Source organism: Pseudomonas sp. MPB26 (genome assembly GCF_046605355.1).
Lineage (GTDB): Bacteria > Pseudomonadota > Gammaproteobacteria > Pseudomonadales > Pseudomonadaceae > Aquipseudomonas > Aquipseudomonas cedrina.
The window spans coordinates 1,222,818-1,240,658 of the sequence record NZ_CP176793.1 but is presented as its reverse complement, the minus strand read 5'-3'; the positions used below and the strand labels follow the sequence as shown (position 1 = coordinate 1,240,658).

Below are 17,841 nucleotides of genomic sequence, written 5' to 3'. Positions count from 1 at the left end.
TGGATAAAATCTGAACAGTTATTTCTTTATCGCCAGTGGTTTGGTCGCGCAGAAGAAGTCAATAACCTGCCGTCAAACCCCAGCGCATCAAGCGCTTCACTCAGGCGAGTGGAAGCTCAGGCTGTAATTCACGGCTTTGTTGCCTGGGTCGAGGATATCCAGGGAAATATGGATCGGTACCTGCGATGGCATTTCGCTGACGCCGGCCAACTCGCCGCTGAGGTATTCGGCGGGTTTGAAGCGGCGACTGGCGATCAGGCCGCCGTTCAGGTCGGCAAAGCGCAGCTCCAGCAACGGGAAGGGCTGGGAAAAAGTCGCGCGGTTATAGAGGATCGCGTCCACCACCAGCGCCCCGGCGAAATCCGGGTGGCTGCGCACCACCAGGTTGCTGCTCTTGATATGGGCGATATCGACCCGCGACGGCACGGTACAGCCCAGTGTGGGGCACAGTTGCTGGAACCACGGGCGATAGGCGTCCTGGCGGGCCAGGTCGTCGAATTGGTAGGCGATGTATTGGCCTGCCAGGCCGACAGCGGCGATCAGTACCAGCAACAGCCACACCAGGCGACGGCCCAGGCTGGCCGGACGCTTTTGCGCGTAGAGATGCAGTGGGCTGTCTTCGAGGTCCAGCAACTGGTCGTCGTGCACGCTCGCTTCGGCGCGCGGACGCTTGCGACTGGGTTTCGGGCGTTCTTCGGGTTCAACGTCATCGGCCGATTGGGTCAATGGCGTGAACGGCGGATCGATGTGGTCGTCATCTGGCATCGAATGCAAGGGCGGCTCGTCGTCGATATCGTCGGCGTGCAGCGACATGGATGGCTCGGTGCGCTGCCGGGTCGCGGCGACGTGCGGCGGTTCGGGTTCGCTTTCAGGGGGCTGGACGCGCTCCTCGGGCGGTTCGCTGAACAGGCTGGCGGCCCATTTTTCTTCTTCGGCCTTAACCGTGTCGCGGCTGGCGCTGAAGGATTCGTCCCTGTGGCGCCGGTCGGCGCCGGGCTGGCGACGTTCTGCGCCGGCGGGCAGCGTGTGCTGGATCTCGCGGCGTTCCAGCTTGGCGAGTTCTTCGTCCAGGTCCAGGGCGTCCAGGTCCAGCTCCTGGGCGGTCCACTGCTTTTGGCTGATTGCCCGCACCGGTTCAGGCGCCACCTCGACGGGCACGCCCGGTTCCGGTGCAGGCGCTTGGCCGCGTTGCTGCAGCAACTGGCGCGCCGCATTGAACACTTGCAGGCACGAGCCGCAGCGAACCACGCCGCGAGCCACGCTCAATTGAGCGTGGCTGACGCGAAAGCGTGCTTGGCAATGCGGGCACTGGGTGACGAAACTGTCGGTCATGCGGCCATCCGATTCAGGCAAGCGCTCATTCTAGCGCCGACGACCGCTGATGCGTACCCAGCCATCACGGTTGGCGATCGGATCCAGCGCAAAATCCTTGGCATAGGCCGCGGCGACGTCTTCGCCCTGCTCGGCGAGGATGCCCGACAGCGCCAGGCGCCCACCCGGCTTGACCAGGTTCGACAGCTGCGGCGCCAGGGACACGAGCGGGCCGGCGAGGATATTGGCCACCAGGACGTCGGCCTGTACCTGAGGCAAATCCTGCGGCAGGTAGAGTGGGAATTTGCCTTCAGGAATGTGGTTGCGCCCGGCGTTATCGCGGGAAGCTTCCAACGCCTGCACGTCGATATCGGTGCCGACGGCCTCCTTGGCGCCCAGCAGCAGGGCGGCAATCGCCAGGATCCCCGAGCCACAGCCGAAGTCCAGCACGTGGCTGTCGGTCAGGTCCTGGCCGTCCAGCCATTCCAGGCATAGTGCGGTGGTGGGGTGCGTGCCGGTGCCAAACGCCAGGCCCGGGTCCAGCAGCAGGTTGACGGCGTCAGGTTCCGGCGCCGCGTGCCAGCTGGGTACGATCCATAGGCGCTGACCAAAACGCATGGGCTGGAAGTTATCCATCCAGCTGCGTTCCCAGTCCTGGTCTTCGATCACTTCGCTGTGATGCTCCGGCAGCGGGCCGCCGGTCAGCAATTCCATATGGGCCAGCACCGCGGCATCATCGGTGCCGTCTTCGAACAGGGCCAGCAAATGGGTGTGGGACCACAGCGGCGTGGTGTTGAGTTCCGGTTCGAAGATCGGTTGGTCTTCAGCGTCCATGAAGGTGACCGAGACAGCGCCCACCTCGAGGAAAGCGTCTTCATAGGTTTCGGCTTGTTCTGGGCTGATGGCGAGACGGACTTGCAGCCAAGGCATGGCGGGCACCTTTGAAAAAATGAATGTGCAGCGGGGGAGGGGCTGCGAAAGGGCGCAAGTTTACGCGAGCGGCGGGAAGGGTGTACACAGAACAAAATGTGGGAGCGGCGGTGCGACGATTCGACTTGCTCGCGAATGCGGTGGGTCAGTGGAGGATGTTTTAGCTGATACACCACATTCGCGAGCAAGCCCGCTCCCACAGGGGGAATGTAGCCATCCAGCAAAATCGGGGTTGCGCAAACAACAAAACCGCCCGAAGGCGGCTTTGTTAGTGGAGCACTTACTGGTTGGCCAGCTTGTGTTCCAGGTAGTGAATGTTCACACCGCCTTCGCAGAAGCCTTCATCACGGACCAGGTCCCGGTGCAGCGGAATGTTGGTCTTGATGCCGTCGACCACGATTTCGTCCAGGGCGTTGCGCATGCGGGCCATGGCCTCGTCGCGGGTGGCGCCCCAGGTGATCAGCTTGCCGATCAGCGAGTCGTAGTTGGACGGAACCTTGTAGCCGCTGTACAGGTGCGAATCCACACGTACGCCGTTGCCGCCGGGCGCGTGGAAATGCTTGACCAGGCCTGGGCTCGGCATAAAGGTTTGCGGGTCTTCGGCGTTGATCCGGCATTCCAGCGAGTGGCCGTGGATCTTCACGTCGTCCTGGGTGAAGGACAGCTTGTTGCCGGCGGCAATGCTGAGCATCTCCTTGACGATGTCGATACCGGTGACCATCTCCGACACCGGGTGCTCTACCTGCACGCGAGTGTTCATCTCGATGAAGTAGAAACGACCGTTCTCGTAGAGGAACTCGAAGGTCCCGGCGCCACGGTAGTTGATGTCGATGCACGCCTTGACGCAGCGCGCGAGGACTTCCTCGCGGGCCTTCTCGTCCAGGCCCGGTGCCGGGGCTTCTTCCAACACCTTCTGGTGACGGCGTTGCAGCGAGCAATCGCGGTCGCCCAGGTGGATGGCGTGGCCCTGGCCGTCGGACAGTACCTGCACTTCCACGTGACGCGGGTTGGTCAGGTACTTCTCCAGGTAGACCATCGGGTTGCCGAACCAGGCGCCCGCTTCGGAACGGGTCTGCTTGGCGGCTTCGATCAGGTCTTCTTCCTTGTGCACCACGCGCATGCCGCGACCACCACCGCCACCGGCGGCCTTGATGATCACCGGGTAGCCGACTTCGCGACCAATGCGCAGCGCGGTTTCCTCGTCTTCCGGCAGCGGGCCGTCGGAGCCTGGAACGGTCGGCACGCCGGCGGCGATCATGGCGTCCTTGGCCGAGACCTTGTCGCCCATCAGGCGAATGGTTTCGGCTTTCGGGCCGATGAAGGCGAACCCGGATTTTTCCACCTGTTCGGCGAAGTCGGCGTTTTCCGCGAGGAAGCCGTAGCCCGGGTGGATGCCATCGGCGCCAGTCACTTCTGCCGCGGCGATGATGTTCGAGACTTTCAGGTACGAGTTCGCGGCCAGTGGCGGGCCGATGCAGATGCTCTCGTCCGCCAGTTTCACGTGCATCAATTCGGTATCGGCCGTCGAGTAAACAGCGACGGTCTTGATGCCCTCTTCCTTACAGGCGCGCAGGATACGCAGCGCGATCTCGCCGCGGTTGGCGATCAGGACTTTTTGCAGTTTCTTCGCAGGTTTCAACATCGAAGGCGCTCCGCGGTTCAAACGATGGTGAACAGCGGCTGGTCGTACTCAACCGGCTGACCGTTTTCTACCAGGATGGATTCGATGACGCCGGCTTTTTCGGCAGTGATGTGGTTCATCATCTTCATCGCTTCAACGATGCAGATGGTGTCGCCCACTTTCACCGTCTTGCCGACTTCAACGAAGGCTGGCGAGGTCGGTGCCGGGGTGCGGTAGAACGTACCGACCATTGGCGACTTGACCACGAAGCCGTTCAGCGCAGGTGCGGCCGGGGCTGCAGCAGGCGCGGCAGCGGCAGGTGCTGCGGCAGGTGCAGCAGCCGGGGCCGGTGCTTGCATCTGTGGCGCATAGAACTGCTGGGCCGGTGTCTTGCTGTGGCGGCTGATCCGTACGGACTCTTCGCCTTCCTTGATTTCCAGCTCGTCGATACCGGATTCTTCCAGCAGTTCGATCAGTTTCTTAACTTTACGGATATCCATGAATCATCAACTCCCAAGGGTCGGTCAGGGGCGCTTGGCCGGTTGTTCAAGCTGTTCCAGGGCGGCCTCCAGGGCCAGTCGGTAACCGCTGGCGCCAAGGCCGCAGATCACTCCTACCGCTACGTCGGAGAAGTAAGAGTGATGGCGGAAAGGTTCACGTTTGTGCACGTTCGACAAATGCACTTCGATGAATGGGATGCTCACCGCCAGCAACGCGTCACGTAATGCAACGCTTGTGTGCGTAAAAGCGGCGGGATTGATCAGGATAAAGTCCACGCCTTCACCGCGCGCGGCATGGATGCGATCAATCAATTCGTACTCGGCATTGCTTTGCAGGTAGAGCAGATGGTGCCCGGCTTCACGCGCCCTGCGCTCAAGATCGAGGTTGATCTGATCCAGGGTGACTGCCCCGTAGACGCCCGGTTCACGGGTGCCGAGCAGGTTCAGGTTGGGTCCGTGAAGAACCAGTAAGGTCGCCATCGGCTGTTCCTTGTTATTGATGTGGGTACGGCAGAACCCGGCGACTATGCCGCAAAGCCTTTGTGACTGTCCAGTTCTATGCAGTAGGCGGCACGATTAGCGAGGATTGCGCAAAATTTGTGACTGTGGTCCTGGATCCGGTCATTGGTAATGCGGTTGCGAGATCAACACAGATCAAGGTGGGAGCTGGCTTGCCTGCGATAGCAGTGTATCAATGAGCACATCCTATACTGACCCACCGCTATCGCAGGCAAGCCAGCTCCCACAAGTTGATCTCGGTTTGATGGGGAGATCGGATCAGACGCGAAACGCCTGCACCGCCGTATTGAGCTGCCCGCCCAGCACCAGCAGGTGTTCGCCCTGGCGCCGGCCCTGGCCGATGCGCAGCAGATTATCTTCACCCAACTGATGAATTCGCTCGCTGTTGTCGCGTATTTCACTGACGGCACCACTTTGCTGCGCCGTCACATCGGCGATGCGCACCGCCGTGTCGGAAATGGTCCGGATCGCCCCGACGATTTCATCCAGCGCACCGTCCGCCGCCTGGGCCTGCTGGGCGGTGGCTTCGGCGTGTTCGACCTGGGCACGCATGCCCTGAACGGATTGGTGCGCGGCGGTTTGCAGGCCGGCGATCAGGCCTTGGATCTCGGCCGTGGCGCCGGCGGTGCGTTGGGCCAGGGAGCGGACTTCATCGGCGACCACCGCAAAGCCGCGCCCGGCTTCACCGGCGCGGGCGGCTTCGATGGCGGCGTTGAGGGCCAGCAGGTTGGTCTGGTCGGCAATGGATCGAATCACTGTGAGCACGCCGCCGATGGTGGCGGATTCTTCGGCGAGTTTTTCGATCATCTGCGCGTTCTGCTGCACTTCCCCGACCAAGGCATGCAGCCCGGTCAGGCTCAGGCCGATCACCCGCTGGCCTTGCTCCACCGCCTGGCCGGCGCTGCGGCTGGCGCCGGCGGCGTGGCTGGCGTCGCCCGCCACTTGCTGGATGGTCGCTTCCAGTTCGCCCAGCGAGTCACGGATCTGGGCGGTATCCCCGGCCTGGCGTTCGGCGCCGTCATGCAGGCCGCTGCTCAGTTCGGCAAGGGCGCGGCTGCTGCCGGCGACTTCCTGCGCGTTGCCGCGAATGGTGCCCACCAAGTCCACCAGATAGGCACGCAGGCGGTTCAGGGAGGCTTCGATATCGCGCAGCTCACGGTTGGTCTTGCCCAAGGCAATCGGCCGGCTGAAGTCGCCTTCGGCCCAGGTCGACAGCGCCGGTGCCAGGTTGGTCAGCACCCGTGCCAGGCGCCGTTGCAGCGTGTCGATCAACAGCGCAATCAGCAGAATCAAGCCGATCATCACGCCCTGCATCAGGCGCACTTCGCCCTGGATAATGCCGTGCTGGGCACGCACCACCGGCTCAAGGCCGGCGATGGCCTGTTGTACGGCATTGATTTTCAGGTGGGTAGCGGCGGCCAGGTCGGCGCGTTTCTGGATCTGCTCGCGGGTGCGCTTGAGTTCGGCGGGGTAGCGGGTCAGCAGGCTGTTGAGCTCGCGCTTGAGGTCGACACCGCTGTCCTGGGCTTCGGTTTTTTCAGTATTTTCCAGGCCCATCAGCGCCGAAAAATCATCCGTATTGGAGTCTGCGCTGGCCTTTACCCCGAGCAACGGCAGTTGTTCCAGCAGGTCCGCCTGGCTGCGGATATTGCCGACTTCACGTTCCACATCAGCGGCGAGTTCCGCGCGCCCGCTGCTCACCAGTTTGTCGCGTGCCAGTGACAGTTTTCCCAAGTGCTGGGAGGCGGCGAGCAGCGGCGGCAGGTAGCGTGCGGCTTCGGCGGAATTGACACCCATGGCGTACTGGCTCAGTTGTTCCAGGTTCGCGCCCAATTCGCGCTCGGCCTGCAGCAGCAAGGCTTGCGGGTCGCCTGCGAGCTTGCCGGCGGCCAGCAAGTCGGTCTTGCTGAACCCGTCCAGGTCGACCAGGCTGGGGCGCAGGGTTTGCGCAAGGTTTGCCGGCAGTTCATCCAGCGCGTGCATCAGGCCTTCCAAGCTCTGGCTGGCGCTGCTCAGGCGCAGCGCATCGCCGCTGGCCAGGTAGTCGTCGATATTGCGCGCGGCCTGGCTCTGGAACGTCTGCGACAGCCTCAGGTAACGCTCCATCAGCAGATAAGGCCGCTCCAGCGCCCGTTGCGACCACCACAGCGTCGCCCCCAGCGCCAGGCACACGGCCACCAGAAGAAGGGTATTGAGATTGGTCAGCAGCTTCAGGCGCATGCGTGGTTTCAACCGACAGCAAAAGATAAGTGCCTGAAGTTATTGCGTTTCCATTACAGCGTTATGACCGAATCAGTGGATTCTGATGAAAAGATGGCACTTTGCTGTGATGCGCGCGACGCCTGCACGCGATTGCGCCCGGCGTGCTTGGCGCGGTACAGCGCTTCGTCGGCCTGGGCCGCCATCATCAGGCTGTCGGAACCGTCGCACAGCTCCACCAGCCCGGCGCTGAAGGTGCACCACAAATCCTGGGGCTGCGCCGGGTAGTGGATTTCGGCAAAGCGGCCGCGGATTTCATCCAGCACCTGGCACGCCGATTCCAGGTCGGTGTCGGGCATCACGATGGCGAACTCTTCGCCGCCGTAGCGCCCGATATAGTCGGTCTTGCGCAGGCGTTGCTTGAGAAACAGCGCCAGGCTCTTGATCACGCGGTCGCCCATGGGGTGGCCGTGGCTGTCATTGACCCGCTTGAAGTGGTCGATGTCGAGCATGGCAAAGCTCAACGGCTTGTTTTCGCGGCGCGCGCGAAAGCTGCAGTCTTCGAGCAATTGCAGGATGTGGGTGTGGTTGTACAGGCCGGTCAGGCTGTCGCGCACCATGCGGGCCTTGAGGTTGCGCGCACGCGCGGCGCGGTTGCGCACGGTGGTGATCAGGTGGCGCGGCTTGATCGGCTTGGTGAGGAAGTCGTCGCCGCCTTCGCTCATGGCGTCCAGCTGCTTGTCCAGATCGTCCTCGGCCGACAGGTAGATGATCGGCACGCTGACGTAACGGTCGTTATGCCGGATCACCTTGGCCAGTTCGGTCCCGGTACAGGCGGGCATGTACATGTCGAGGATGATCAGGTCGGGCTGGAAGTCCGCGAGTTCCGCCATGGCCTGGATCGGCTCGATCAGGGTGCGGGTGACGATGCCGGCGCTGTTGAGCAGCCGCTCGGTGTGCAGCGCCTGGGCCCGCGAATCGTCGATGATCAGCACTTTATAGGGCTCGTACTGGGCGACGCAGGTCAGTACTTCGATTTTTTCCAGCAGGCTGGAAGCTTCCAGGGTGCCGGTGAGGAATTCCTGGCCCCCGGCACGCACGGCCGCCAAGCGGGTGGGCGTGTCGGTTTCATGCAGGCTGAAGAACAGCAGCGGCAGCTTTTGCTCCAGGCCTTCCTGGGCCTGGGTGGCGAGTTTGAGGCCCAGGCCCGGGCCGCAGAAATCCACATCCATCACAATGGCCGAAGGCAAACGCTCGGCCATCGAGGCATGAAACGCCGCCACGCTGTCCAGGGACTGGGCGCTCATGCCAAAGAACTCCAATTGTTTGGCCAGGCGCTCGGCACGGTCGTGATCGGCCAGCATCACGTAGATCGGCTTGCGCATCGGCGGCAGCGAGGTGTGCTCCAACTGGTCGCCTTGGCGCAGGCCGGTGCGTGACAGGCGCTGCATCAAGCGGTTGAGTTCAGTGATCAACTGGCTGCTCAGGCGCCCACGGTTCTCGTCCACCGCCTTGAGGGTATCGCCGATGTGCTGCGCCAACTGGCCGTGCTCCGGCTGTTCGAAACGCTCGGCAAAACGCAGCAGGCGCACATTGGCCTCGCTGAGTTCGCAGAAGTCTGCGGCGGACCATTCGCTACGTTGCAGGCGCTGCCAGATCTCAAGAATTTGACGTGCCTGATGAATTACCCGCTGGGCAAAATGCTGCTTGAGACGCTCACGGCTCGGGTCTTCTGGCTCGGTCATATCCTGACTACTAGTTAGGGTGCATGCTGAGGTCGACTGATGGCTCTATGCTACCACCTCTTTTCCCCTGGATGAGTGTCACGCGTCAATAAACTGTGTGTTCCGTAGCATTCAGTTGCTGACTGGATGGTCGCGCGGCGTAAAAAGCGTGCATCCTTTATAGTCCAAGGCCCCGCGTGTGCCAGTTTGCCGAAAAGCCCCGCATGGGCGGGCACGATGGGGTAGGGTTGTGGTCGGAGTGTTTGAACGCACGCCGTCAATTCAAGTGCATGAACTCAAGTGATTGAAAGGATATCGCCATGCTGGACTGGAAAAACCGTGCAGGCAGTGCCAAAGGCCCCGCGCCTGAGCCCAAGTCGGCCAACCGCAGCTATTTGCGCAACCTGCTGATGAGCCGGGCGTTGCTGAGCGTCATCGGTCTGTACCTGTTGGTGACCGGCGCCCTGGGCTGGTACTGGAGCGAAGAGCCCGCGTTGTTTGCGGTCCAGCAAAACGCGCAGATCGCCGCCGAAAAAGACGGCAAGCAGATGGTGGTAGGCTTCACTACTGTCGAAACCCTCAAGACCGTGATGGGCACCTTGCTGCACAAGCCAGGTGGCTACATTGCCAACGACCGCTTCCCGCCGGGCTTGTGGATGGACAACATGCCGAGCTGGGAATATGGCGTGCTGGTGCAGGTGCGCGACCTGACCCGTGCCCTGCGTAAAGACTTCGCCCGTTCCCAGTCGCAATCGGCCGAAGACGCCGACTTGGCCAAGGCCGAGCCGCGCTTCAACTTCGACAACAAGAGCTGGGTGCTGCCGTCCAGCGAGTCGGAATACCAGGAAGGCATCAACTCCCTGAGCCGCTACGAAGCGCGCCTGTCCGACCCGAACCAGCGTGGCGCACTGTTTTATGCCCGTGCCGATAACCTCAACAACTGGCTGGGCGACGTCGCCACCCGCTTGGGCTCTCTGTCGCAACGCCTGTCGGCCAGCGTTGGCCGGGTAAAACTGAACACCGCACTGAAAACCGAAGCGCTGGCGCCGGGTGAAGTGCCCCAGGTCGACGAAGAAGTGGTGGAAACCCCATGGATGCAGATCGATAACGTGTTCTACGAAGCCCGTGGCCAGGCGTGGGCGTTGTCCCACCTGCTGCGTGCCATCGAAGTCGACTTTGCCGACGTCCTGGCCAAGAAAAACGCCACCGTCAGCGTGCGCCAGATCATTCGTGAGCTGGAAGCCTCGCAGGAACCGGTTTGGAGTCCTATGATTCTTAATGGCAGTGGCTTCGGCGTACTGGCGAACCACTCGCTGGTGATGGCCAATTACATTTCACGGGCAAACGCTGCAGTGATCGACTTGCGTCAGCTCCTCAATCAGGGTTGATGATGGACGCTACTCAAAAGGAGGCCGCGCACCGCGCGGCCTCCGACGCTGAACTGATCCAATGGGTCGACGAGCACGATAACCTGCTTGGCATCCTCGTCCGGTCCGACCTGCGCAAGCGCGGGCTGATCGGCCGCTGCACATTTATCTTCCTGTTCAACTCCAACGGTGAGCTGTGTGTGCATCGGCGCACCCTGAGCAAAGCGCTGTATCCCGGTTACTGGGACACGGCGGCGGGCGGGATGGTCGCGGCGGGGGAAAGCTATGCCGAGTCGGCGGGCCGTGAACTTGCGGAAGAGCTTGGCGTAAGGGGAGTGGAACTGATCGAGCATGATCATTTCTACTTCGAAGACGGCGCCAGCAGGCTTTGGTGCCGGTCTTACTCCGCTGTGTGGGACGGGCCATTATGCCTGCAGCCCGAAGAAGTCATGGAAGCGCGCTTTTTACCGATTGAAACAGTCTTGAGCGAGGCGCAGCAAAAGCCTTACTGCCCGGACGCTCAAGAGGGCCTGCGGCGTTATCTGGCGTTGCGTCGCTAAAGTTGCATGAAATGGCGCCATTTGGCCCTTAGCAACTTGGCTTTTTGCCGTTACACTGCGCCACTTTTCATCCCCGAGAGGATTGCCGGTGGCCAAGAAAGCCGCATCCTTCGCCGCCCTGGGTGGCCTGGTATTTTCCACCGACGCAGGTCGACACTGCCCGGACTGTCGCCAGCCCGTGGACGCCTGCATCTGTAAACAAACCCTGATCCCCGAAGGCGACGGTATTGCCCGCGTGCGACGCGAGAGCAAAGGCCGTGGCGGCAAGACGGTGACCACCATCACCGGCGTGCCGCTTGCGGAAGACGCGCTGAAGGAACTCGCCACCACGCTGAAAAAGCGTTGCGGCACCGGTGGTGCGTTGAAGGACGGGGTCATCGAGATCCAAGGCGATCACGTCGAGTTGCTGTTGGCCGAGCTGATCAAGCTCGGTTACAAGGCCAAGAAGTCCGGCGGCTGAAAGCCTCTTCCCAGCCAGTGTCTAAACTCTGTCCTGCGAGTGGGGTCCTACCTTGCACGCAGGCAAATCGTCATTTTCATTCTTTAGACTGCGCCAGCCTCAGAGAGGGGCGGTGTTTTCGACTTCATTTATAGGGGACTTCGATGTCCGTACGACGCACACGCAAAGACGATGGCAGCCAATGGACAGTTGCGGACAGCCGCAGTGTTTACGGGATTCGCCATTGGGGGGCCGGGTATTTCGCGATCAATGATGCCGGTCGCGTTGAAGTCCGTCCGAACGGCCCGAACAGCACGCCCGTCGACCTGTACGAGCAAGTTGACCAGTTGCGCAAAAGCGGCCTGTCGCTGCCGCTGCTGGTGCGCTTCCCCGACATCCTGCAAGACCGCGTACGCCAACTGACCGGCGCCTTCGATGCCAACATCGCGCGCCTGGAATACCAGAGCAAATACACCGCGCTGTACCCGATCAAGGTGAACCAGCAGGAAGCGGTGATCGAGAACATCATCGCCACCCAGAACGTCTCCATCGGCCTTGAAGCCGGCTCCAAGCCTGAGCTGCTGGCCGTATTGGCCCTGGCGCCGAAGGGCGGCACCATTGTCTGCAACGGTTACAAGGACCGTGAGTTCATCCGCCTCGCGCTGATGGGCCAGAAGCTTGGCCACAACGTGTTCATCGTGATCGAGAAAGAATCCGAAGTCGGGTTGGTGATCGAAGAGGCCGCCAGCCTCAAGGTCAAGCCGCAGGTCGGCCTGCGCGTGCGTTTGTCGTCGCTGGCGTCGAGCAAGTGGGCGGACACCGGTGGCGAGAAGTCCAAGTTCGGGCTGTCGGCGGCGCAGTTGCTGTCGGTGGTCGAGCGCTTCCGCGCGGCGGGCCTGGACCAGGGCATCCGTTTGCTGCACTTTCACATGGGTTCGCAGATCGCCAACCTGGCCGACTACCAGCACGGGTTCAAGGAAGCCATTCGTTATTACGGCGAACTGCGCAACCTCGGCCTGCCGGTGGACCACATTGACGTGGGTGGCGGCCTGGGCGTGGACTACGACGGTACGCACTCGCGTAATGCCAGCTCGATCAACTACGACATGGACGACTACGCCGGCGTGGTCGTGGGCATGCTCAAGGAATTCTGCGACGCGCAGAGCCTGCCGCACCCGAACATCTTCTCCGAAAGCGGCCGCTCGCTGACCGCCCACCACGCCATGCTGGTGGTGCAGGTGACCGACGTCGAGAAACACAACGACGAAATCCCGACCATCGAGAATAAAGAAAGCCTGCCGGAAACCGTGCAATGGCTGGTGGATCTGCTCGGCCCGACCGACATCGAGATGGTCACCGAGACCTACTGGCGCGCCACGCACTACATGAGCGACGTGGCCACCCAGTACGCCGACGGCAAGCTGACCCTGGCCGAGAAAGCCCTGGCCGAGCAATGCTACTTCGCCGTGTGCCGCCGCCTGCATAACTCGCTAAAAGCCCGCCAACGCTCGCACCGCCAGGTGCTGGACGAGCTCAACGACAAGCTGGCCGACAAATACATCTGTAACTTCTCGGTCTTCCAGAGCCTGCCGGACACCTGGGCCATCGGCCAGGTCTTGCCGATCCTGCCGCTGCACCGCCTTGACGAAGAGCCGCTGCGTCGTGCGGTGTTGCAGGATTTGACCTGCGACTCCGACGGCAAGATCAAGCAGTACGTCGACGAGCAGAGCATTGAGACCAGCTTGCCGGTGCATGCCTTGAATGAAGGCGAGGATTACTTGCTGGGCATCTTCCTGGTCGGCGCGTACCAGGAAATTCTCGGCGATATGCACAACCTGTTCGGTGATACCGACTCGGTGAACATCTACCAGCGCGAAGATGGTTCGGTGTACAGCGCAGGGATCGAGACCCACGACACGATCGAAGACATGCTGCGCTACGTGCATTTGTCGCCGGAAGAGTTGATGACCCATTACCGGGACAAGTGTGCGAGCGCGAAGATCAGTGCCAGCGAGCGTACTCAGTTCCTGGATGCCTTGCGTCTGGGCCTGACACGGTCTTCCTACCTGTCCTCGTAATCCAAGTTCACAGCAAATCCAATGTGGGAGCGGGCTTGCTCGCGAAAGCGGTACATCAGCAGCAAATTAGTTGCCTGATACACCGCTTTCGCGAGCAAGCCGGCTCCCACATTTTGACCGTTTTTCTTCAATTGTTGCCTAGCCACAGCCCCCGCCGATTCAAGCGCCAGGCAATCGCCCACAGCGTCAAACTGCGCACCGCCATAAACACCAGGAAGGTTATCCACAGCCCTTGGTTGCCCAACCCCTGCAACGCCCAAGCGATGGGCATTACCAACACCACCGTCAGCAACATGCCATTGCGCATCTCCCGCGCGCGCGTCGCGCCGATAAACAACCCGTCCAGCAAGTAACTCCACACCGCAATCAACGGCAACACCGCCAAATACGGCAGGTAGATGTCAGCCGTTTCGCGCACGCTGGGGATGTCGGTCTGCATGGCGATAAACAGGTGGCCGGCGAGGGTGAACAACAGCGCGAATCCGACGCTGGCGATCAACGACCAACCGCCGGCCACCACCAGCGAGCGGCGCAAGGCGTGGCGGTCGCGGGCGCCGATGGCGTGGCCGCACAGGGCTTCGACCGCATGGGCCAGCCCATCCAGCGCATGGGCGGTCAGCAACAGGCCGTTGAGCAGCAAGGCATTGGCCGCCACGGTGGCGTCGCCCAGGCGCGCGCCTTGCACGGTGATCATGAAAAACACCGATTGCAGCGCAAGGCTGCGGATGAAGATGTCGCGGTTGACCGCCAGCAGCGGGCGCCAGCTTTGCCAGCGTTTCAAGGCTGCCCAGGTGATATGGCCGGGATAGGCGCGCAAGGCTTTCTGCGTCAGCGCCAGGCCGAGCAGGGCGCCGGTCCATTCGGCGATGACCGAGGCGCGCGCGGAACCGACCACGCCCCATTCCAGGCCAAGCACAAACCACAGGTTCAAGACGATATTGACCAGGTTGGTGGTCAAAAGGATCGCCAGCGGCGCGCGGGCGTTCTGCGTGCCGAGAAACCAACCGACCAGCGCATAGCTGGCCAACGCAGCGGGCAGGCCGAACAGGCGAGTATGGAAAAACTCCTGGGTCAGTTGATTCAGTTCGGCAGAGGGCTGCATCCACTCCAGGGCCAGATGGCTGAGTGGAATGCCGACGGTGCCGAGCAGCATCGCCAGCCCCAGCGCCAGCAACAGACCCTGCAAGAGGATTTGCCGCAGTGCAGCGCCATCCTTGCGCCCGGCGGCCTGGGCGGCGAACCCCGTGGAACCCATGCGCAGAAAACCCATGGCCCAGGCCAGGAAGGTATACAGGCTGGCCCCGACCGCCACGGCCCCCAGTTGGTGAGCGTGGGGCAAGTGGCCGATGACCATGCTGTCCACCAGGGCCACCAGCGGCACGGAGATATTCGACAGGATCATCGGCGCGGCCAGCGCCCACACCCGGCGGTGGGTGGGGCGGTGGCGCCAGTCGTTGAGTAAGGTGGGCATGCAGGCTCCTTGGGGGAGCGGCATTGTACCGGGCTTGAGCGACGCGGCCGAACCTATGTGGGAGGGGCCTGCTAGTGGACGACCCAACTAAGGAGCCACAGGCCGAGCAACAGCCAGATGATGCCCATGATGACCGAGGCGCGCATGAAGGCGCGAACGGCCGAATACAGGAAAAGCAGGCCGATGATCAGAGTGATGATGCTGATGATCGAAGTATCCATGCCCAAGGTCCGCGACAGCCCTTCGACAAAGTTACTGCCGGCGTGGGTCAACGCGCCGAAGAGTCCGCTGAGCCCGTCGACGATAAAGCGGATGACGGAACCGAGCGCCTGGCCCAACCATTCGAAAAAACTTTCTACCTGCATGTGTGTGTCCTGATGAGAAGGTGGGCGTATCTGTGTCTTGGTTGTTATTGCGACGGGCTAGTTCCCTGCAAGCATAGAGGTTGCTCGTGTGAATTTGCGATTAATCATTCAAGGATGTGCGCAGTTTATTGTGGGCGCCACCACCGCTATTCACTTGCCTTCAACGCCCATCCCCCCGAAGCTATACGCCTTCAGGAGTGCCCCATGAACCTCGAACACCTCACCGAACGCCTGCACCGCATCCGCGATACCAACAATTGGAAACGATTCCACAGCCCGAAAAACCTGGCCATGGCCGCCAGCGTCGAAATGGCCGAGCTGGTGGAAATCTTCCAATGGCTGAGCGAAGACCAATCGCGCCAGCTACCGGCTGACACCCTTGCTCATGCCGGGCAGGAAGTCGGCGATATCGTGCTGTACCTGCTGTTGCTGTGCAGTGAGCTGGGCCTGGACATGAACGAGGTGGTCAGCGCCAAACTGGCCGACAGCGAGCGACGGTTTGCCCATGAGTGATCGTCATTTCGACCAGTTGGCCACGCGCTTCGCCGAGAAAATCTACGGCGGTGCCAAAGGCGCCATCCGCCTGGCCGTGCTTCAGGCCGACCTCACCGAAGCCCTGCCCAAGCGCCCCTTGCGCGTATTGGATATCGGCGCGGGCCTGGGCCACATGTCGCTGTGGCTGGCCGAGCAAGGCCATCAGGTCACCCTGGCCGAACCTGCCGAACCGATGCTTGACGGCGCGCGGCAACGCTTCGCCGATGCCGGGCAAACCGCTACCTTTATCCACGCGCCCTGGCAAGACCTGCTCGGCCAGCTCACCGAACCCTATGACCTGGTGCTGTGCCACGCCGTGCTGGAGTGGCTGGCCGAACCCCATGCGATCCTGCCGGTACTGCACCAACTCACGGTGCCCCGCGGCTGGTTGTCCCTGGCGTTCTACAACCGCGATGCGCTGATTTATCGCAACCTGCTCAAGGGCCACTTCCGCAAGATGCGCAACAACGACATGGCCGGCGAAAAGCAGAGCCTTACGCCGCAAAAACCGCTCGACCCCCGTGAATTGGCGGCGCAACTCGCCGGCCTTTGGCAGGTCGAAAGCCAAAGTGGTGTGCGGGTGTTTCACGATTACATGCCGGTGGAATTCCAGGCCCGCGCCGATTTACAGGACCTTGTCGAGATGGAGCTCGCTCACCGTCGTCACCCAAGCTTTGCCGGACTTGGGCGCTATTTGCACTGGATCTGCCGTCCGGTTTAAGCGGCCCAGTCTGCGGAGGTCGAAATGCGTCGTCTCTGTTTGATCCTGTTGTCCCTGGGGCTGGCTGCCTGTTCAAGCCCCAACCCTTATGTCGCGGCCTCCAAGCCGATCCCGCCGGCGCCGCCCCAGGCCGCCACCACCTTTGATGCCAGCGCTTACCCTGCGCCGGTGCGCGACTACGGCGCCTACCGCAGTTGGGCCTGGCGCAACGGCCAACTGCCGGCGGGCACGGCCTGGGCGGACTCCGCGCAGATTGCCGAAGCGGTCAGCGGTGCCCTCGACCAGCGCGGCCTGCGCCCGCTGCACGACAACCGCCCCGCCGACCTGCTGGTCAGCGCCGATGTGCGCCAGGAAAAGCGCCTCAGGCAAGTGCGCGATGACTACGGCTATGGTTACGGCGGCTACAACCGCTATAACAATGGCTACGGCATGTACAACTCGGTGCCGATCGTGCGCACCTATGAGGTTCAGGTGGTGGTGGTTCGCGTCGATCTGTTCGATGCCCGTACCGGTCAGCCAGTGTGGAGTGCCAGTGCGGAAACGAGCAGCCAGGGAAGCCTCAGCGAGCGGGGAGACGCTTTGCGCCAGGCGGTGCAAAAGGCAATGACGGCGTATCCCCCCAGTTAAAAGCTATTCTTATTTCAAGCGCGGGTCGCGTTTTGGAGGAAAACCATGTTTCGTCGTATCGCTACGCTTGCCGTTGTAGTGCTGCTGGGCGGCTGCCAGACCAGCCAGGTCAACCACGATTATGATGCCAGCCGGGATTTCGGCGCCTACCGCAGCTGGGCCTGGAAAGACCCGGCCCTGCAATATCGCCCGGATGATCCGCGCATCAAGAGCGACCTCACCGAACAGCGCATCCGCCAGGCCGTGAGCGAACAACTCGACCAACGCGGCTTGCGCCCGGCGGCGCCGGGTACCCGGGCCGACGTGAACGTTCAGGCCTACCTGATCGTCGAGGACCGCCAGCAACAGGTCACCACCAACTATGGCGGCGCCTGGGGCGGACCCTGGAATGGCTATTGGGGCGCGCCGATGTACAACGAAACGCGCAACATCACCTACAAGGTCGCCACCCTGCAGATCGACCTGCTCGACGGCAAGGACGGCAAACTGGTCTGGCGCGGCAGCGACGAACAAATGATGGCCAGCTCGCCCAATCCACAGGACCGCGACAAAGCCATCCGCGCCACCGTCACCCGGGTACTCTCCAGCTATCCACCCCGCTAAGACCCCTCACCCATTATTTGGGAGCTGAGAAGCAACTTGTAGTGAGCGGGCTTGCCCCGCGCTGGGGGGCGAAGCCGCCCCAAACCAGGCGACCCCGGCCTAGCTGAAACACAGCGGTGTCTTTATTGGGGCTGCTTCGCAGCCCGGCGCGGGGCAAGCCCGCTCACTACAATAAAGCCAGCTTCCACAGGGCCTCCGTCAGTCGTCAAATGTGGCAACTGGCTAGCGCTTGTCTACACTCCAAACCAACTACGGAGAGTAAGCGCTAAGGA

16 protein-coding genes and 1 pseudogene are annotated in these 17,841 nt (G+C 62.0%); 8 read left to right on the top strand and 9 right to left on the bottom strand.

The features are described 5' to 3' along the window. Window positions 1-96 precede the first annotated feature (96 nt). The 7 genes and pseudogenes from ACLH0H_RS05885 to ACLH0H_RS05855 all read right to left on the bottom strand — a co-directional run bounded on the left by ACLH0H_RS05885 (window position 97) and on the right by ACLH0H_RS05855 (window position 8,825). The gene (locus ACLH0H_RS05885; protein WP_411381322.1) at window positions 97-1,332 is read right to left on the bottom strand and encodes a DUF3426 domain-containing protein; all 1,236 of its coding nucleotides are present in this window, start codon (window positions 1,330-1,332) and stop codon (window positions 97-99) included. A gap of 30 nt (window positions 1,333-1,362) precedes the next feature. Continuing rightward, window positions 1,363-2,241, bottom strand: a complete 879-nt coding sequence (gene prmA / locus ACLH0H_RS05880) for a 50S ribosomal protein L11 methyltransferase (RefSeq protein ID WP_411381321.1) — start codon at window positions 2,239-2,241, stop codon at window positions 1,363-1,365. A gap of 280 nt (window positions 2,242-2,521) precedes the next feature. Beyond that, on the bottom strand, window positions 2,522-3,883 hold the full coding sequence (gene accC, locus ACLH0H_RS05875) for an acetyl-CoA carboxylase biotin carboxylase subunit (RefSeq protein WP_076954502.1): 1,362 nt from the start codon (window positions 3,881-3,883) through the stop codon (window positions 2,522-2,524). A gap of 17 nt (window positions 3,884-3,900) precedes the next feature. After that, window positions 3,901-4,362 (bottom strand): acetyl-CoA carboxylase biotin carboxyl carrier protein, encoded by a 462-nt coding sequence (gene accB, locus ACLH0H_RS05870; RefSeq protein ID WP_076954501.1) that lies wholly within the window; start codon window positions 4,360-4,362, stop codon window positions 3,901-3,903. A gap of 24 nt (window positions 4,363-4,386) precedes the next feature. Further along, window positions 4,387-4,842: a type II 3-dehydroquinate dehydratase gene (aroQ, locus tag ACLH0H_RS05865; RefSeq protein ID WP_012721999.1), complete on the bottom strand. Its 456-nt coding sequence runs from the start codon at window positions 4,840-4,842 to the stop codon at window positions 4,387-4,389. Window positions 4,843-5,139: 297 nt separating this feature from the next. Beyond that, window positions 5,140-5,655 (bottom strand): annotated as a pseudogene (locus tag ACLH0H_RS05860) (methyl-accepting chemotaxis protein); the annotation flags it as partial. Window positions 5,656-7,154: 1,499 nt separating this feature from the next. Then, window positions 7,155-8,825, bottom strand: coding sequence for a diguanylate cyclase (locus ACLH0H_RS05855; protein ID WP_411381320.1), 1,671 nt, complete (start codon window positions 8,823-8,825; stop codon window positions 7,155-7,157). Between the two features lie 299 nt (window positions 8,826-9,124). On the opposite strand from ACLH0H_RS05855, the gene ACLH0H_RS05850 reads away from it, so the two are divergent. The 4 genes from ACLH0H_RS05850 (at window position 9,125) to speA (ending at window position 13,248) form a co-directional block, all read left to right on the top strand. After that, window positions 9,125-10,192: a DUF2333 family protein gene (locus tag ACLH0H_RS05850; RefSeq protein ID WP_411381319.1), complete on the top strand. Its 1,068-nt coding sequence runs from the start codon at window positions 9,125-9,127 to the stop codon at window positions 10,190-10,192. Window positions 10,193-10,194: 2 nt separating this feature from the next. After that, window positions 10,195-10,731: an NUDIX hydrolase gene (locus tag ACLH0H_RS05845; protein ID WP_411381318.1), complete on the top strand. Its 537-nt coding sequence runs from the start codon at window positions 10,195-10,197 to the stop codon at window positions 10,729-10,731. A gap of 88 nt (window positions 10,732-10,819) precedes the next feature. After that, window positions 10,820-11,191, top strand: a complete 372-nt coding sequence (locus tag ACLH0H_RS05840; protein ID WP_043049484.1) for a translation initiation factor Sui1 — start codon at window positions 10,820-10,822, stop codon at window positions 11,189-11,191. A 143-nt stretch (window positions 11,192-11,334) separates the two neighbouring features. Next, a complete protein-coding gene (gene speA, locus ACLH0H_RS05835; RefSeq protein WP_411381317.1) occupies window positions 11,335-13,248 on the top strand; it encodes an arginine decarboxylase in 1,914 nt (637 codons plus the stop codon). A 127-nt stretch (window positions 13,249-13,375) separates the two neighbouring features. On the opposite strand, the gene ACLH0H_RS05830 is transcribed toward speA, so the two are convergent. After that, window positions 13,376-14,719 carry an MATE family efflux transporter gene (locus tag ACLH0H_RS05830; RefSeq protein WP_411381316.1) on the bottom strand — a complete coding sequence of 448 codons (1,344 nt, stop codon included), beginning with the start codon at window positions 14,717-14,719 and terminating at the stop codon, window positions 13,376-13,378. Between the two features lie 71 nt (window positions 14,720-14,790). Continuing rightward, on the bottom strand, window positions 14,791-15,084 hold the full coding sequence (locus ACLH0H_RS05825; RefSeq protein WP_169378370.1) for a hypothetical protein: 294 nt from the start codon (window positions 15,082-15,084) through the stop codon (window positions 14,791-14,793). 204 nt (window positions 15,085-15,288) lie between these two features. Between ACLH0H_RS05825 and ACLH0H_RS05820 the strand changes: the two genes are divergently transcribed. Genes ACLH0H_RS05820 through ACLH0H_RS05805 form a run of 4 tightly spaced genes read left to right on the top strand, consistent with a single transcriptional unit; the run spans window position 15,289 to window position 17,569 of the window. Continuing rightward, complete coding sequence (locus ACLH0H_RS05820) at window positions 15,289-15,597, top strand: MazG-like family protein (protein ID WP_307387293.1); 309 nt, start codon at window positions 15,289-15,291, stop codon at window positions 15,595-15,597. After that, window positions 15,590-16,339 carry a methyltransferase gene (locus tag ACLH0H_RS05815; RefSeq protein ID WP_411381315.1) on the top strand — a complete coding sequence of 250 codons (750 nt, stop codon included), beginning with the start codon at window positions 15,590-15,592 and terminating at the stop codon, window positions 16,337-16,339. The genes ACLH0H_RS05820 and ACLH0H_RS05815 overlap by 8 nt, the downstream gene beginning before the upstream one ends. A gap of 24 nt (window positions 16,340-16,363) precedes the next feature. Next, window positions 16,364-16,966: a DUF4136 domain-containing protein gene (locus ACLH0H_RS05810; protein WP_307387291.1), complete on the top strand. Its 603-nt coding sequence runs from the start codon at window positions 16,364-16,366 to the stop codon at window positions 16,964-16,966. Window positions 16,967-17,011: 45 nt separating this feature from the next. Beyond that, window positions 17,012-17,569: a DUF4136 domain-containing protein gene (locus tag ACLH0H_RS05805; protein WP_076954489.1), complete on the top strand. Its 558-nt coding sequence runs from the start codon at window positions 17,012-17,014 to the stop codon at window positions 17,567-17,569. Window positions 17,570-17,841 lie beyond the last annotated feature (272 nt).

Excerpts from the sequence above, each read along its gene's own strand:
- ACLH0H_RS05885 (WP_411381322.1), bottom strand. The coding sequence starts at position 1,332 with ATGACCGACAGTTTCGTCACCCAGTGCCCGCATTGCCAAGCACGCTTT.
- prmA (WP_411381321.1), bottom strand. The coding sequence starts at position 2,241 with ATGCCTTGGCTGCAAGTCCGTCTCGCCATCAGCCCAGAACAAGCCGAA.
- accC (WP_076954502.1), bottom strand. The coding sequence starts at position 3,883 with ATGTTGAAACCTGCGAAGAAACTGCAAAAAGTCCTGATCGCCAACCGC.
- accB (WP_076954501.1), bottom strand. The coding sequence starts at position 4,362 with ATGGATATCCGTAAAGTTAAGAAACTGATCGAACTGCTGGAAGAATCC.
- aroQ (WP_012721999.1), bottom strand. The coding sequence starts at position 4,842 with ATGGCGACCTTACTGGTTCTTCACGGACCCAACCTGAACCTGCTCGGC.
- ACLH0H_RS05855 (WP_411381320.1), bottom strand. The coding sequence starts at position 8,825 with ATGACCGAGCCAGAAGACCCGAGCCGTGAGCGTCTCAAGCAGCATTTT.
- ACLH0H_RS05850 (WP_411381319.1), top strand. The coding sequence starts at position 9,125 with ATGCTGGACTGGAAAAACCGTGCAGGCAGTGCCAAAGGCCCCGCGCCT.
- ACLH0H_RS05845 (WP_411381318.1), top strand. The coding sequence starts at position 10,195 with ATGGACGCTACTCAAAAGGAGGCCGCGCACCGCGCGGCCTCCGACGCT.
- speA (WP_411381317.1), top strand. The coding sequence starts at position 11,335 with ATGTCCGTACGACGCACACGCAAAGACGATGGCAGCCAATGGACAGTT.
- ACLH0H_RS05830 (WP_411381316.1), bottom strand. The coding sequence starts at position 14,719 with ATGCCCACCTTACTCAACGACTGGCGCCACCGCCCCACCCACCGCCGG.
- ACLH0H_RS05825 (WP_169378370.1), bottom strand. The coding sequence starts at position 15,084 with ATGCAGGTAGAAAGTTTTTTCGAATGGTTGGGCCAGGCGCTCGGTTCC.
- ACLH0H_RS05820 (WP_307387293.1), top strand. The coding sequence starts at position 15,289 with ATGAACCTCGAACACCTCACCGAACGCCTGCACCGCATCCGCGATACC.
- ACLH0H_RS05815 (WP_411381315.1), top strand. The coding sequence starts at position 15,590 with ATGAGTGATCGTCATTTCGACCAGTTGGCCACGCGCTTCGCCGAGAAA.
- ACLH0H_RS05810 (WP_307387291.1), top strand. The coding sequence starts at position 16,364 with ATGCGTCGTCTCTGTTTGATCCTGTTGTCCCTGGGGCTGGCTGCCTGT.
- ACLH0H_RS05805 (WP_076954489.1), top strand. The coding sequence starts at position 17,012 with ATGTTTCGTCGTATCGCTACGCTTGCCGTTGTAGTGCTGCTGGGCGGC.